The organism is Cupriavidus sp. BIS7 (genome assembly GCF_000292345.1).
Lineage (GTDB): Bacteria > Pseudomonadota > Gammaproteobacteria > Burkholderiales > Burkholderiaceae > Cupriavidus.
In genome coordinates, this window is the sequence record NZ_ALOU01000069.1 from 80910 (window position 1) to 95688 (window position 14779).

12 protein-coding genes are annotated in these 14779 nt (G+C 60.8%); 6 read left to right on the forward strand and 6 right to left on the reverse strand.

Annotation, left to right across the window (positions count from 1 at the left end):
- Position 1: 1 nt before the first annotated feature.
- The 6 genes from B552_RS0122080 (at position 2) to B552_RS0122105 (ending at position 8557) form a co-directional block, all read left to right on the forward strand.
- A complete protein-coding gene (locus B552_RS0122080) occupies positions 2 to 1330 on the forward strand; it encodes an exopolysaccharide biosynthesis polyprenyl glycosylphosphotransferase (RefSeq protein WP_019451234.1) in 1329 nt (442 codons plus the stop codon).
- Positions 1330 to 2484 (forward strand): glycosyltransferase, encoded by a 1155-nt coding sequence (locus B552_RS0122085; RefSeq protein WP_019451235.1) that lies wholly within the window; start codon positions 1330 to 1332, stop codon positions 2482 to 2484. Before B552_RS0122080 ends, B552_RS0122085 begins: the two co-directional genes overlap by 1 nt.
- On the forward strand, positions 2484 to 3734 hold the full coding sequence (locus B552_RS0122090) for an oligosaccharide flippase family protein (protein WP_019451236.1): 1251 nt from the start codon (positions 2484 to 2486) through the stop codon (positions 3732 to 3734). The genes B552_RS0122085 and B552_RS0122090 overlap by 1 nt, the downstream gene beginning before the upstream one ends.
- Complete coding sequence (locus B552_RS0122095) at positions 3731 to 4867, forward strand: glycosyltransferase family 4 protein (protein ID WP_019451237.1); 1137 nt, start codon at positions 3731 to 3733, stop codon at positions 4865 to 4867. The genes B552_RS0122090 and B552_RS0122095 overlap by 4 nt, the downstream gene beginning before the upstream one ends.
- A gap of 85 nt (positions 4868 to 4952) precedes the next feature.
- Positions 4953 to 5780, forward strand: a complete 828-nt coding sequence (locus B552_RS0122100) for a GNVR domain-containing protein (protein WP_019451238.1) — start codon at positions 4953 to 4955, stop codon at positions 5778 to 5780.
- 686 nt (positions 5781 to 6466) lie between these two features.
- Positions 6467 to 8557, forward strand: coding sequence for an acyltransferase family protein (locus B552_RS0122105; protein WP_019451239.1), 2091 nt, complete (start codon positions 6467 to 6469; stop codon positions 8555 to 8557).
- A gap of 154 nt (positions 8558 to 8711) precedes the next feature.
- On the opposite strand, the gene B552_RS0122110 is transcribed toward B552_RS0122105, so the two are convergent.
- The 6 genes from B552_RS0122110 to B552_RS0122135 all read right to left on the reverse strand — a co-directional run bounded on the left by B552_RS0122110 (position 8712) and on the right by B552_RS0122135 (position 14770).
- The gene (locus B552_RS0122110; RefSeq protein WP_019451240.1) at positions 8712 to 9803 is read right to left on the reverse strand and encodes a glycosyltransferase; all 1092 of its coding nucleotides are present in this window, start codon (positions 9801 to 9803) and stop codon (positions 8712 to 8714) included.
- Positions 9804 to 9900: 97 nt separating this feature from the next.
- Positions 9901 to 10482 carry a NeuD/PglB/VioB family sugar acetyltransferase gene (locus tag B552_RS0122115; protein ID WP_026035928.1) on the reverse strand — a complete coding sequence of 194 codons (582 nt, stop codon included), beginning with the start codon at positions 10480 to 10482 and terminating at the stop codon, positions 9901 to 9903.
- Positions 10483 to 10494: 12 nt separating this feature from the next.
- On the reverse strand, positions 10495 to 11055 hold the full coding sequence (locus B552_RS0122120) for a sugar transferase (protein ID WP_026035929.1): 561 nt from the start codon (positions 11053 to 11055) through the stop codon (positions 10495 to 10497).
- Positions 11056 to 11341: 286 nt separating this feature from the next.
- Positions 11342 to 12580 carry a glycosyltransferase family 4 protein gene (locus tag B552_RS0122125; RefSeq protein WP_019451243.1) on the reverse strand — a complete coding sequence of 413 codons (1239 nt, stop codon included), beginning with the start codon at positions 12578 to 12580 and terminating at the stop codon, positions 11342 to 11344.
- Positions 12581 to 12591: 11 nt separating this feature from the next.
- Complete coding sequence (gene wecB / locus B552_RS0122130; RefSeq protein ID WP_019451244.1) at positions 12592 to 13722, reverse strand: UDP-N-acetylglucosamine 2-epimerase (non-hydrolyzing); 1131 nt, start codon at positions 13720 to 13722, stop codon at positions 12592 to 12594.
- A gap of 4 nt (positions 13723 to 13726) precedes the next feature.
- Complete coding sequence (locus tag B552_RS0122135; protein WP_019451245.1) at positions 13727 to 14770, reverse strand: polysaccharide biosynthesis protein; 1044 nt, start codon at positions 14768 to 14770, stop codon at positions 13727 to 13729.
- Between the last annotated feature and the right edge of the window lie 9 nt (positions 14771 to 14779).

Consider the following 14779-nt stretch of genomic DNA (forward strand, 5'->3'; position numbering starts at 1 on the left):
CATGAGCAGCAACAAGCAAGCTCGCCTGAATGGTTCGCAGCGCACCCTGGCCGCAAACACACGCGGCTCCGAGACCGTCCGCCGTGCCAGCCGGATGCTCTCCTGGGCCCTGCTCGGCCTGGTGCTGTTCGGCGTCAATACCGTGCTGGCCGAGTATCTGCATCACTCAGGCATTGTCACGTACGTATTCACGCGAACGCTGCTCTGGGCGATCGTCCCTTACCTTTGCACGTTCGTGCTGCTGCACCGCTCACTGCATCTGCCGGCGATCGAGGGCAACAGCCTGATCGGCGTGTCCGCCACCCTGCCCTTCGGCCTGCTGCTGATCGTCTTTGCCGCATTCCATATCGAGTACTCGCGCGGGGCGCTGCTGCTTGGCTATGCCACGACGCTGATCTGGAGCGGCATTGGCTACCGGCGTTTCGTGCAGAACTATGTGCCGGTATTCGGCTACACCGATCCAAGCGCGCTAGAACAGCTCGAAGCGGTGCTGGCCATGCCAGGCGCCACGCCACCGGCCCCGACGCGCTTCGAGTTCATCCGCGCGATCGAGGACGCCGTGCATTGCGACGGCCTGATGCTCGACCGCTCCGCCACCGCCGACCCCGAACGCACGCGCGCACTGGCACGCCTGAAACTGAGCCACGTGCGCATGTATTCGGTGGAGCGCGTTGGCGAGATGCTGACCGGGCGCGTCGGCCTGGAACATATCGACGAGAACTTCCTTGATGACTACGCGCGCCACTACTTCTATGGGTTCGTGAAGCGCGTGCTCGATATCACGGCCGTGCTCTGCCTGGCGCCGCTTGCGTTGCCGCTATCCGCGCTGACCGCGCTAGCGATCCGGATGGAATCGGCTGGCCCCGTACTGTTCCGGCAGGAACGCGTGGGCCGCTTCGGCGAGCCGTTCACGATGCTCAAGTTCCGCAGCATGAGCTGGCAACCCGATGCCGCCGCGCAATTCGCCCAGCGTCACGATCCTCGCGTCACGCGCGTGGGCCGTGTGATTCGCAAATACCGGCTGGACGAACTGCCCCAGCTGTGGAACGTGCTGGCGGGCGACATGAGCCTGATCGGGCCGCGTCCGGAACAGGTGCCGATGGTCGACATGTTTGCCGACACGATTGCGTATTACCCGTACCGCCATCTGGTGCGTCCCGGGCTGTCGGGATGGGCGCAGGTGCAGCAGGGCTATGTGGGCACCCATGCGGAAACGGTCACCAAGCTCAGCTACGACCTGTACTACGTGAAGCACTGCTCGTTCGCACTTGATCTGCTGATTGGCGTCAAGACGATACGCACGCTGCTGACCGGCTACGGAGCGCGCTGATGGCATCGGCAACCGTTGCGGAACCCGCGCCGATGCGAATCCTGCTGGTCACTACCGGCCTGAAGCTTGGCGGCGCCGAGCACCAGGTGGTGGCGCTGGCCCGCGCATTCCTGGCGCGCGGCCATGCGGTGGCCATCCTGAGCCTGTCTCCCGGGCGAGAACTCGATGTCCCAGCCGACGCGCATGTCGTCGAACTCAACATGCGCAAGACGCCGACGGGGATGGCGCGTGCGCTGTGGCAGGCCAGGGTTCTGGTCAGGTCGTGGCAGCCCGATGTCATGCACGCGCACATGATCCACGCCAACGTGTTCGCGCGACTGCTGACCCGCATCGTGCGCTGCCCACCGCTGGTTTGCACGGCGCACAGTTTTCGTGAGGGCGGTCGCCTGCGGATGCTGGCGTATCGCGTGACCGATCGGTGGAGTGCGTTGACCACACACGTCAGCCAGGACGGCCGGACGGGCATGGTCGCCGCTGGCGCGGTGCTGGCCGAGCGCATCTCTGTGATGCCCAATGGCATCGACATTGACAGGTTTCATCCCAATGCCGCACTGCGCGGCGCCACGCGCGCACGGCTCGGTATCAGCGCCGGGACGCGGCTCGCGCTGAACGTCGGACGGCTGGTCCCCGAGAAAGCGCAGGACCTGCTGCTGCGCGCGTTCGCGCAGATCGACCCTGCCACGCTGCCGGTCCACTTGCTGATCGCCGGCGGCGGCCCGCTGCGGGAAGCACTGAGCGAACAGATCGCGGCGCTGGGCCTGGCGTCGCGCGTTACGCTGCTCGGGCCGCGCGACGATGTTCCCGCGCTGCTCAATGCCGCCGACGCCTTCGTGCTGTCGTCGAATATCGAAGGGCTGCCCATGGTGCTGGTGGAAGCGCTGGCCTGTGGCTGCCCCGTGGTTGCCACCGACGCGCCAGGCGTCAGCGAAGTGCTGCACGACCAGGGCGTGATCGTCCCGCGCGGCGATGCGGCGGCGCTGGCCACCGCGCTGGACGCAGCCCTACGGCACGGCCGAGGGTCGCCCAACGAAGAAGCCGCCCGCCGGGCGCGCGTGGTTTCCACATTCTCCATCGACGCCGTGGCACAACGCTGGCTGGAAATTTACGTCAGCCTGGCCGGCGCGACGGCGGTTCCGCACTCGGAGGCAGCCTGATGCGCCGGCGCGTGGCGGGCAATCTGCTCTGGATGCTGGCCGAGCGCGGCTTCCAGATCGGCATCGGCATCGGCGTGGTGGCCATGCTGGCGCGGGCGCTCGGCCCTTCGGGCTTCGCCCACTTCCAGTACGCCCAGTCGATCGTGCTGATCGCCGCGTCCTTCGCGCTCGTCTGCGGCGCCGAAGTTGTAGTGCCGCGGCTTGTCGCCGCCCCGGCGCCCGCGACCCAGCACGGCCTGCTTGCGCACGCCTTCGTGCTTCGTCTGGCCGGCGGCGTCAGCGGCTACCTGCTGATGTGCGCCTACCTGGGTGTCACGTCGCCCGCCACGGAGGTGTGGCACGCCGCGCTCTGGCTGGGCATTGCGATCCTGCTGCGCGAGCCGTTCGGCGTGGTAACGGCCTGGATGCAGGCACATACCAACAACCGGCCCGGCACGCTGTTCAGCCTCACTGCCCTGGCCGTCAAGGCAATCCTGGTGGGGGGCCTGTTTGCCGCCGGCACGCACGAGATCACCGGCTACGCTGCCGCATTCGCTGTCGAAGCCATCGTCCTGGCAGTCCTGATGACGAGCTACTACTTCGTCCGCGTCCACGACCGCGACTTCTCGTGGCGATCGCCGCAGGCCCGCGAATTGATGAGCGCTGGCGCGCTGTTCTGGGTCAGCTTCATCCTGATGATGGGCGCGCGCCGCGTGGACCAGCTCGTGCTGCAACCGTCCGTGCCATCCGCAGAATTTGGCGCCTACGCCGCGTGCATGCAGATCCTCGACAACTTCACGATGGTGGCCAGCATCCTGGTGGCGGGCATCGCGCCGACCTATGTCTACGCACGCACGGCCTATGCGGACGCACACGCCAGCATTGGCCGCATCGCGCTTGGCATCGGCACACTTGGCCTCTTCGGCGGCCTGGCGATTGCCGGCTGCGCACCGTGGATCGTGCGATTGCTGTACGGCAGCGCGTTCGACGCAACCGTGACACTGCTGCGCGTGGCGGCGGTGGCCTCGGCGCTGGTTTTCGCCGATGTCGCACTCACGCTGCTGGCGGTCTACCTGCGCAAGCCGCGCTGGGTAGCCATCAAGTGGGCACTCGTGCTCGGCACCACACTGGTCTTCGACCTTGCCGTCATCCCGCGCTATGGCAACTGGGGCGCCATTGCTGGCTATGCCCTGGGCAATGGCGCAGCCGTGCTGGTCGGCCTGACGCTATGGTGGCGACATCGCCCCGTGCGGGAGGCGATTTCCGCATGAGCAACCTGCCGACCGTCTGCTTCCTGACCGGCACGCTCAACGCATTTGCCGGCGCAGAACGCATGACCGCCGTCATCGCCAATGCGCTGGCGGAGCGCGGGTATCGCGTGTTTGTGCTAAGCCTGTGGGATAGCGCCAGCGTGTTCCCGCTGCATGAGGGCGTGGAGCACCATGCGCTGTTCGAGGAAAGGCCTTCGTTCAAGCGGATGTACTTCTCGACCGTGTTCGGGATTCGACGATTCGTGCGCGAACATAGGATCGACGTGCTGATCGAGGTCGATACGATGCTGACGCTGTTCACGCTGCCGGCCACCCTCGGCATGAAGGTGCGCAGGATTGCGTGGGAGCATTGTCATTTTGATGAGGATTTGGGGAGGCGGGCGCGGCGGGTGGCGCGGTGGTTGGCGGCACACTACTGTCGACACGTCGTCGTGCTTACGAAACGGGACCGGCAGCGGTGGGTGGAGGTGCTACGACCGCGTGGCCGGATCATCTGCATCCCGAACCCGTTGCCTTTCCCGTTTCCAGCAACGCCGGCTCCCCGCAAGAACAAAACAGTACTTGCCATGGGACGGCTGGTGGCTGCCAAGGGCTTCGACGTGCTGCTGCACGCGTGGCAGCGTGTCGCGGCAGACGCGTCGGACTGGAAGCTTGTTATCCGTGGCGAAGGTGAAGAACGCAAGGCGCTCACTGCTCTGGTCAGACAACTGGGACTGCAAGACAGTGTCTCCCTGCCCGGAATCTGCCAGGATGCACAGCAGGCCTACGAGCAAGCATCGGTCTTTTGCCTAAGTTCTCGCTATGAAGGCTTCGGGTTAGTGCTCATCGAGGCCATGGCGTTCGGGCTGCCGATCGTGTCGACCGACTGCGAAACGGGACCGCGCGAATTGCTTCGCGCTGGAGAAAATGCGGTCGTGGTACCTGTGGACGACGCCAACGCCCTGGCGCTGGGGTTACTGCAGGCGATACGGGGCGGGGAATTGCCGACCGCGATGGCAATCCATGGCAGGCAAGACGCAAGCGAGCATGCCCTTGAGAAGATCATTTCAGACTGGGACACCTTGCTAGCCGGGGGATCTCCCTCGATCAGCGGCAGTCCTGGCTCAGGCCTCTGCCACCAATCCGGCGTGTAAGCGGTTCACGATAGAATATTGTGTTAGCAGCAGTTCCTGCCCCCAAGAAATCACATTGACAATGCAACCTGTCCCTCAATCAAGCGTGAACCCAGCACCTCCTGTCCCCCAGAAGATCTTCCAGGCCTCGATCAAGCAGTTGTTGCTTGCCACGGTGCTGGGTGCGTTGATTGCTATAGCAATTGCCCAGTCCATGACGCCTAGGTGGACAGGCAAGGTTACTGTTCAAGTTGGCCAGATCACGATTCCCGATCAGGCCCCGAGGCTGGTCGAGACGGTGCTGACCACAGTCGAACGCCTCAACCTGCAGAGCTTCCGCACCGACGTCCTCAAATCGCTGGGCCTGCCATTGCCCGGCATCGGTCACAAGGAAGCTACGCTCGTGTTCGATTCGATGAGCGCTACTCCATCGAGGGCAGGCGACCTGCTGAATCTTCAGGTGTCCGCCTTTTCGCGAGAGCAGGCCGCCAAGGTACTGCAGGCATCGGTTGCGCTACTGAACGGCACACACCTGAGTCTCATCCAGCCATCACTAGAGCGGATGAAGGCGGATCTCGCCAGTACCGGGGCCAGGCTGGCCAATACCGAACGTGAGTACGACCAAACCTATCGTGCGCTCAAGGCGAGAAGTACGCAGGCAGGGACAGCCGGCGCCCGCGACATCCTCACTTCGAACGTTCTCTCGACGCTGCAGAATCAAATTCTCGAGCTAAAGAAGCACAAGGAACAACTAGAGGATGCGTTGGATCCCGCGCGTAGCTACTCGACTCGGGTCGTGGGGAACATCTACGTGCCCGAACGCCCCAGTACGCCGAGCAAGCTCCTTGTCGTCGCGGCGGGCACCTTGCTAGGTCTGTTTGTCGGGCTGGCGATTGCATTCTTCCGGCACGCGCAATCAAGCCGCGAGCCTTAGGTGGCGCCTTCGCCTTCCTAGTACCAGCCGGCTTGGGGGAATTCTTGAGGGGACGGCCGGGACTGCCCGCTGACACCAATGAGAATCGGCACACGGGCGGCGGCTGCCACGACCTTCGGCTTGCTGGACCTCTGCGGGAGTTTGAAGGCGAAAGTTACCGCCTCAGGGAAGCCGCTGGCAGACTTGCCGTTCCCGAGAAAGCCGACGCCTGATGCACCGGTCCTGCATGGGGGAATTCACCCGACCAGAAGTGGGGCGTTTGAGCGATCTGTTTTAGGTAGAGGAATCAACGGCTTATGCCTCACGGCGTAGGCCTTTTTTTCTTGCCTGCTCGACAACGGCTTCCAATATCACCCAAACCCGACTTCCACTGTATGCACATGCAGCGCCTCTTCAAAAAACCGGCTCGCTACCAACCGAAATATCAATTCGGTGCGATCCGCGCAAATTTTCTTCACTAGGTGCGAGATTCTGGCCGCCAATGTGCGCAAGACCGCAGCAGCAGGTACGTGCTGTTTTCGCAGTCACGGCGCATCCTTGTACAAGGGGACGGGCGGTTCGGGCGCTTGGAAGTCGGTGCTTGACGTGACGATGCACACTGTATATCCAACCAGTACCCGCATTAGCGTCTCGGCGCAATTGTTGGCGTACCATACCGCCTTGGCTACAAACAATACAAAAGAGAGATGAAGTACAGGGCAGATATTGACGGGCTGCGCGCGATCGCGGTGCTTAGCGTCCTTTTCTTCCACGCGGGCTTCCAGGCGTTCAGCGGCGGATACATCGGGGTCGACGTTTTCTTCGTTATAAGTGGCTATCTGATCACAAGGATGATCAGGGACCAGGTCGCGGCCGGCACGTTCTCGTTCGGGAACTTCTACCTGCGCCGCGCGCGCCGGCTGTTCCCGGCGATGCTCGCCACCTATCTGCTGACGGCAGTTTCGGCGATCGTGCTGTTCGCTCCGCAGTATCTGGAGCGGTTTGGCGGCGAGATGATCCACGCCATGGCCAGCATCTCGAACTTCTACTTCTGGCTGGAGGCTGATTATTTCGATGCTGGCGCAAAGCTGAAGCCGTTGCTCCATACTTGGTCGCTGAGTGTCGAGGAACAGTTCTATCTGATCTGGCCGCTGATGCTTGTGCTTGCAATGAGGGGGCGCAAGTGGTTGGCCCCCGCCATTCTGATCAGTGTCAGCGTCGCCAGCCTACTGGCAAACGATGCAGCCGCCGGCAATCAAGCTGTGGTCGCGAAAGACTTTGGCAACACCGGGCTCGGCCAGTTCCTTGCCTCCACCGACCTGCCGGGCGGGAAGGCGGCGATGTATTTCCTGCTGCCCTTCCGCGTCTTCGAATTCGGATTCGGCGGCATCTTGGTGTGGCTGGAGCGCTTCCTAGAGCCCAAGCGCAAGATGGTGCTGGATGTCGTGATGCTGATCGGTCTGGTGCTGGTCGGATACGGCATCTTTACGTTCAATGACCACACCCTTTTCCCGTGGCTCAACGCTATCCCGCCCTGCCTCGGCACCACGCTACTGATCTATGCAGGGCGCGACAGTCGCATTGGCCGCATCGTCGGCCTGGCTTCCGGCGTTGGCAAGATCAGCTACTCGGTCTACCTAGTGCACTGGCCGATCATTGTCTTCACGGAGTACTGGCTGATCGACCCGCCGAGCACTAACACAAAGATCGCCATGTGCGCCGCGTCCATCGCCGCTGGCTGGCTGATCTACCGCGTCATCGAGACTCCGTTCCGGCACGCCAAGGCTACGGTGAAGCCGATGCCGGGAATGGTCAGCGCGTCCGACGTCACCTTCGCACTGACAATGTTCGTGAGCGCCGCGGTGGTCTTCATTGCCGGCAGCAGCATCTGGAAGTTCGACGGCTGGAAGTGGCGCGTCGATCCGAAGTACGCTTACTCGGCATCGGAGTTTCACCTGAAATTTTGGGGCGGCGCAGGGTACCCGACGAATGAGTTTGTTCAGTTTGGCGCTGCGTCGAAGCAGCAGTTTCTGATGTTCGGCGACAGCTTCGCGATGCAGTACGCGAAGGCGATCGACGGGATGTCCGCCGCAGGAAATGTCGGGTTCAACGTCCTATTCCACCAGGGCTGCATGATCCTGCCGAACGCCGTCCGGCTGCGCGATGGGGTGGAAGACAAATCCTGTTCCGTGGAGTACCAGAAGATCAAGCAAGCCTTGGCGGCAAACCCCGCTAAGGATGTGCTGATCGCCTTCAACTGGGCCGGATACAAAGATCTACTGGCGCGGCGCGACGGCAAACCGCTGAAGTTTGAGAGAGACGTGGACTACTACGCATTCCTGGCCAAAGAGATCCGCGTCATAGCAGCGGACGGTGGCAGCCAGCGCCGGTACTTTATCATCGGTTCGCCCAACCCATCGTTCAACGCGATCACCTGCCTAGGATCGAGCGCGCTGATTCCGCGGCAGTGCAAGGAAAGCATCGATCGACATGACCAGGCCGTGAACAAGGCTCTGATGGCGATTGCGAAGTCCGGAAGCAATATCTACTTCATCGACCCCAACACGGCGCTATGCGACAAAGAGAAGTGTGTGGCCATCAAGAACGGTGAACCCGTCTATTCCGATGGCGCGCACCTATCGTTTGCTGGAACCGAGATTGTGGTTCCGTACATGGTGTACCAGGTGACGCACGTCAACGTCGAGGGGCCAGCGCTTCAAGCGCTGCCTGATGCCGGCCCCGGCACCTCCCCTGCAGCAGAAGGTCAAGCCCAAACTGGCGGAGATCAGCGAGCGTAGGGCCCGCCGGCGTCTTCAGCACCGGCGGGCATGCTTATGCCGCTGGCAACGACGGCATTCTCGCGGTAGATCCGCATCCAGTCGTCGCCAGTGCGCCAGTCAGGAGTATCAGCCAGGTAATTACCAGGTCCGAACTGGTGCGGCTGCGTCGATCTCACTTTTTGACGATCATCCAACGCGGTGAACGGAATCGAACGATCCTCCTATACAGCTGCACGTACGTGATCACAAACACGATTACGAACGAGAGCAACACTATTCTGTTGTTCCAAAACAAGGTCGCCGGCAGTACCGCAAGCAGGCTGAGCAGCCACAGGTAAGGGGAGGTCATCGAATTTCGCCGCAGACGATGTCGCGCGTCCTGGCTGCCGACCGCCCAGCGGATGAGGCGCCGGTAGATGAGCGTGTGCAGGTGCACGCCGTCCGGATAGCCGGCCGGCACGCCCTTCAACACCTTGCGGCGATAGATCGAGAACAGCGTCTCGAAGATCGGATAGATCACCATAAGAACCGGGTACCAGGCCGAAACCTGCGGATTTCGCAGCACCAGCAAAATGCTGCATTCGGCCAGCATGAACCCAATCAGGTACGCACCTCCATCCCCCAGGAAAATATGACCTGCGGGAAAATTCCAGATGAAGAAGCCAAGGATGGCGCCGATCATCGCAAAGGCGATCGAGAGGACAAGTGTATCTCCGACCTGAAAAGCGACGTAGCTCAACGATACAAACATCATGATAGCCACCATCGAGGCGAGGCCGTTGAAGCCGTCGATAATATTCACGGCATTGGCGAGCCCCGCCACGGCAAGCGTCGTGATGACGATGGAAATCCACGGGAAGGTCAGTACGATATCCAGCGGGGCCACATCGATACGCACCACGCGCGCGCCGAGCAGATAGACGGCAAGCAGCGCCGAAACCATCGTCGCCACCAGTCGCTCGCGCGGACTCACACGCTTGGTCAGGTCCTCGACAAACCCCGCCAGAAAAGCCGGGGTAGCACATACCAGCACCAGCAGGAAGGATTGCCCGGCAATCCGGTCCTTGAAGTGCACGACGACGCCGGCGGCCAGCAGCGCGAGGGCGATGCCAAATCCGCCGATGCGCGGTACCGGGCGGGCATGAAATTTCTGTACTCCATTCAGGTCCCAGTCCGCTGTCAGGTGGGCATGAAGACTTGAATACCTGATTACCAGCAGAGTAATCACGAACGACAGTACAAAGGCAATGGACAGTGTAAACATAGGGTCGTTGTTGCGCCGTTAGCGCCGCTGATTCAGGTCGCAAGACCTGGCACATCGCAGCTTCAGCTGGACTGTGATTAGATTCATCAATAGACTCTCAACGCTCAACTCGGGGCAGCGCTGTACCAGGCGCGAGCACAGCGCCGGCTTCCACCTTGACGCCATAACCCAGCGCGGCGCCCGCTTGCATCCACGCCGAGCGCTCCAGCACCGCGCCTCCTGCCATAGAGGCATTGGTGCCAAGGTGCCCGAAATCCTCGATCACGCAATGGTGATCGACAACCGCCCCGCTGTTGACGATCACGCCCGCACCAAGCCGCGCCTCGGTGCCCACGACGGCCGCTGCCATCAGCGCACAGCCTGGCCCGATAATCGCGCGCGGAGAAACGACGGCGCGCGGATGAATAACGGTGACGACTTCGAAGGCGAACGCGGTCAGCTGCTTCTGCAACTGTTCGCGCACCGTGTTATTCCCGATGGCAACGATCGCCGCCCCTGCATACTGGCGGCACCGCTCGAGCTCCGCAGTCGTCCCGAGGACCGGGTACTCCCATACCTGCTGCAATTCCAGTGCACCGTCGTCCACGAAGCCGGCCAACGTATAAGTACCAGCCACCAGAACGGCCTCGGCAACGGCTCTTCCGTGGCCACCCGCTCCCACAATCAACAAGTGTGTCATGTGCCCAGATCCTTAGTGCGAAATACCTTCACGTTGAATGGCTTTCGCGAGCGTCAGCCACAGGATGCGCATGTCGAAGCAAAAGGATCGACGCTTCAGGTACTCAAGGTCCATGCGAACCTTTTCGACAACGGGCAAAGTGTCCCGCCCGTTAACCTGCGCCCACCCGGTCAGCCCAGGCACCAGTTCATGTATCCCTTGCCGCGTGCGCAACTCGATCAGATCGAACTGGTTGAATAGCGCCGGACGCGGCCCGACGAAGCTCATGCTTCCCGACAAGATACTCCACAACTGCGGTAGTTCATCCAGACTGCTCTTCCGCAGGAACGATCCAATCGGAGTCAGATGAGACCCGGGATCGACAAGCAAGTCGGTCGCCACGACGGGAGTCCCTACGCGCATGCTCCTGAACTTGGGCATTCTGAATATCTTGTTGTCGCGCCCGACCCGGTCCGACCAATACAAGGCAGGGCCTCGCGAAGTAAGACGCACCAGCAGCGCAACGACCAGCGCCGGAACTAGAAATATCAGAGCGGCCGCCATTGCCAACAGAAGATCGAACAATCGCTTCACAACATCCGCCCTTCCATCGCTCTCACCAAGCCTTGAACTAACGTAAGCGGCGTCGCGTAGCTCGACCCTTGCGCGACATGACGCTTGCCCAGCATCGCAGTCACTCCCTACAGCCGAGGCTCGGGTACGAGTGCGCCGCTCGGCCAATGACTCTGGCAACGCGGCCCGGCACTGGGTGGCGACACGTCCTCACTGTGGGACGCAGACACGTGCGCAACTACCCCATTTCGAGCCAGCCCTTGCACGGGGACACGCTGGATCGCTCCAGTTACCCACTTACCCAGAATCATGGAGCCTCCCTTGATTTGCCTTCGCGTAGCCGCTCGAACCATGCCTCCAGGCGAGCAATGAGCGTATTTCGATCGAACTCGCGTGCGCTGACGGCAAGCCCTCGGGCACCCATAGCCTCTCGATCCTTCAACGGCATCCTCGACAACTGCAATACAGCCGCAGCCAGACCTTCATGGTCGCCGGCCGGGCACGCCAAGCCAGCACCGGAGTCCTGTACTACTGATGCGCCTTCGCCATTCAGCATCGCGACCACCGGAATCCCAGCGGCCAGATACGATTGCAGCTTGCTCGGAATCGTCATCGAGAAGATCGGCTCGTCCTTCAGACTGACCAGCAGCGCCTGCGCATGTTTGAAAAACGCCGGCATTCGTTCGAGAGGATGTCTCCCGAGCATCAGTACACAATCTTCGAGCTGGTGACTCTTGATCTCCTCGGCGACCCACTCACCCATTCTCCCATCGCCGACGATCAGCCATCGAATGTGAGAGTGATCCTTGAGCTCTTTCGCCGCAGCCAGAATTGCCGGAAAATCCTGCGCCACGCCAATATTCCCGGCGAACAAGATATTGAAGGTGTCTGGTTTCTCAGGCACCTCACTAGCAGCCACCGCGTGCTGCATATCGAACAGCGATTCGGCCCAGCCGGGGAAATACTCTACCCGCGCGTTCCTGGACGCATATTTCCGAATTTGTGGGATAAAGCTGTGCGATTGCGCAAGAATAAGATCGCAGCGACTGTAGATTGATGCTACCAGCATGCCAACAGCACGCAGTATCATCGGCGACCTGATCACTCCCACCGCCTCAAGGGTTTCCGGCCAAAGATCCTGCACCCAAAATGCCATCGGCGCACGCTTGGCTGCACGCACGACCGCAGCCGGAATACCGACCGTAACGGGAGACGGCGCATACGTGAAGATGGCATCAAACTTCTTGCCGCGCAGCTTCCACAAACCCACAGTTGACGCACTGATGGCGAATGTTAGGTAATTGATGACCAAGCGCAGGCTTCCCTTCTTGCGCGGCGTCATCGGTACGCGAACGATATCCACTCCCTCGTAGCGTGCAAAACTCTTGGGATCAGCACGAAATCGTGGAAACACGTCTCCCTCGGGATAGTTTGGCAACCCAGTGAGGACCGTGACCTGATGCCCGCGGCGAACCAGTTCAGCCGCCAGGTCATTGATCCGGAAGTTCTCTGGCCAGAAATACTGGGTAACGATCAGCAATCGCATGGATCAGTAACTTAATATTTCTTCCAAACCACACGGTTCACGTAGTCCGTATAGCTGTGGATGATGCGCAGCACCTTGTCAGAAACGTTGGGCACACTGTAGTCCGCCACAAGACAGAGCATTCGCTCTTCGCCACGAGGCTGGTCCGCCAAAATGGCCAGACCTTGCATCACGCGATCGACGTCCTGACCAACGAGCATTACCGCCCCCTCTTCCATGCCCTCATGCCGTTCCTGCGCCTCGCGCAGGTTGAGCGCCGGGAAGTTCAGGATTGACGACTCCTCACTGATCGTACCGCTGTCGGAAAGCACCGCTTTGGCCGAGATCTGCAACTTGTTGTAGTCAGTGAATCCAAGTGGCTTGAGCAACCGCACCTTGGGATGGAATGTAGCGCCGAGAGCGTCGACCCGCTTCTGCGTGCGCGGGTGTGTCGACACGACAACCGGCAACTCGTAGCGCTCCGCCACGGTGTTCAGCAAATTGACCAGCTTGCGGAAATTGGCCTCAGAGTCGACATTCTCCTCCCGGTGGGCACTGACCACAAAGAACTGGCCAGCGGAGAGACCGAGCCGGTCGAGTACATCGGAAGAGGCTATGCGCGACGTGTAGTACGCAAGCACTTCCGTCATCGGACTGCCAGTCTTTATCACTAAATCGGGAGGCAGTCCTTCACGCAGCAGGCATTCGCGAGCGATCGTGCTATAGGTCAAGTTGACGTCCGAGGTGTGATCGACAATGCGACGGTTGATCTCCTCGGGTACGCGCATGTCGAAGCAGCGGTTACCAGCCTCCATGTGGAAGATTGGCACTTTGCGCCGTTTTGCTGGGAGAACCGAAATGCAGCTGTTGGTATCCCCCAGCACCAGCAATGCGTCCGGGCGCTCAGATTCCAGCACGCCATCCACTGCAATGATGACCTTGCCGATCGTTTCGGCCGCGCTACCGCCCGCAGCATTCAGGAAATGGTCTGGTTTTCGAATGCCTAGGTCTTCAAAGAAAATCTGGTTCAATTCATAGTCATAGTTCTGGCCGGTGTGCACCATGACGTGGTCACAATACACATCCAGTTTTGCCATCACGCGTGAGAGACGAATGATCTCTGGACGCGTGCCAACCACGGTCATCACCTTGAGCTTCTTCATGGCGTCAATCCTCTGCGACGGCGTGTTCACCGCGCGCAATGCGCTGCATGAAATCCAGCTTGAGCAGTAAGGCCTTCATTCCCTCCACATCAAGCCGCGTCGTGTTATGCGAGTTGTAGTCCTCACCGTGCGCGCTCTGGGTCAGGCGCACCTCACCCTCATCGAAATACTTGCCGTAGTTCAGGTCTCGGCCATCTGGCGGCACACGGAAGTAATTGTCCATGTCTTCCGCGCAGGCTATCTCCTCGCGGCTGAGCAGCGCCTCATAGAGCTTTTCGCCATGCCGCGTACCAATTACACGCACAGGATGTTTGGGTTTGCCCATCAGCTGAACAATTGCCTGGGTCAGCACGTCCACCGTAGCCGCAGGCGCCTTCTGCACGAAGATATCGCCGTTGTTGCCATGCTCGAACGCGTACATCACCAGGTCCACAGCGTCTGCCAGCGTCATCATGAAACGCGTCATGGACGGATCGGTGATGGTAATTTCCTTGCCCGCCATGACCTGGTCCACGAACAGCGGAATCACCGAGCCGCGCGACGCCATGACATTTCCATAGCGCGTGCCGCAGATCACCGTGTTCGTGCCTTCGAGATTCCGGCTGGCCGCCACCATGACCTTTTCCATCAGCGCCTTGCTGATACCCATGGCGTTGATCGGATACACGGCCTTGTCTGTGCTCAGGCACACCACCCGGTCGACACCAGCACGCACGGCCGCATCGAGCACGTTCTCGGTGCCGAGTACGTTCGTGCGCACCGCTTCCATTGGATAGAACTCACAGGATGGCACTTGCTTCAGTGCGGCGGCATGGAACACGAAATTCACGCCGCGCATGGCCGAAGACACTCCATGCGCATCGCGCACATCCCCGATGTAGAACTTCAGCTTCGGGTGGTTGTAGCGCTTGCGCATGTCGTCCTGCTTCTTCTCATCCCGGCTGAAGATGCGAATCTCGCGCAAATCGGAGTCCAGGAATCGGCGCAATACCGCGTTGCCGAAGGAACCGGTACCACCGGTGATCAACAAGATTTTGTCTTTGAACATTTTCGGGTT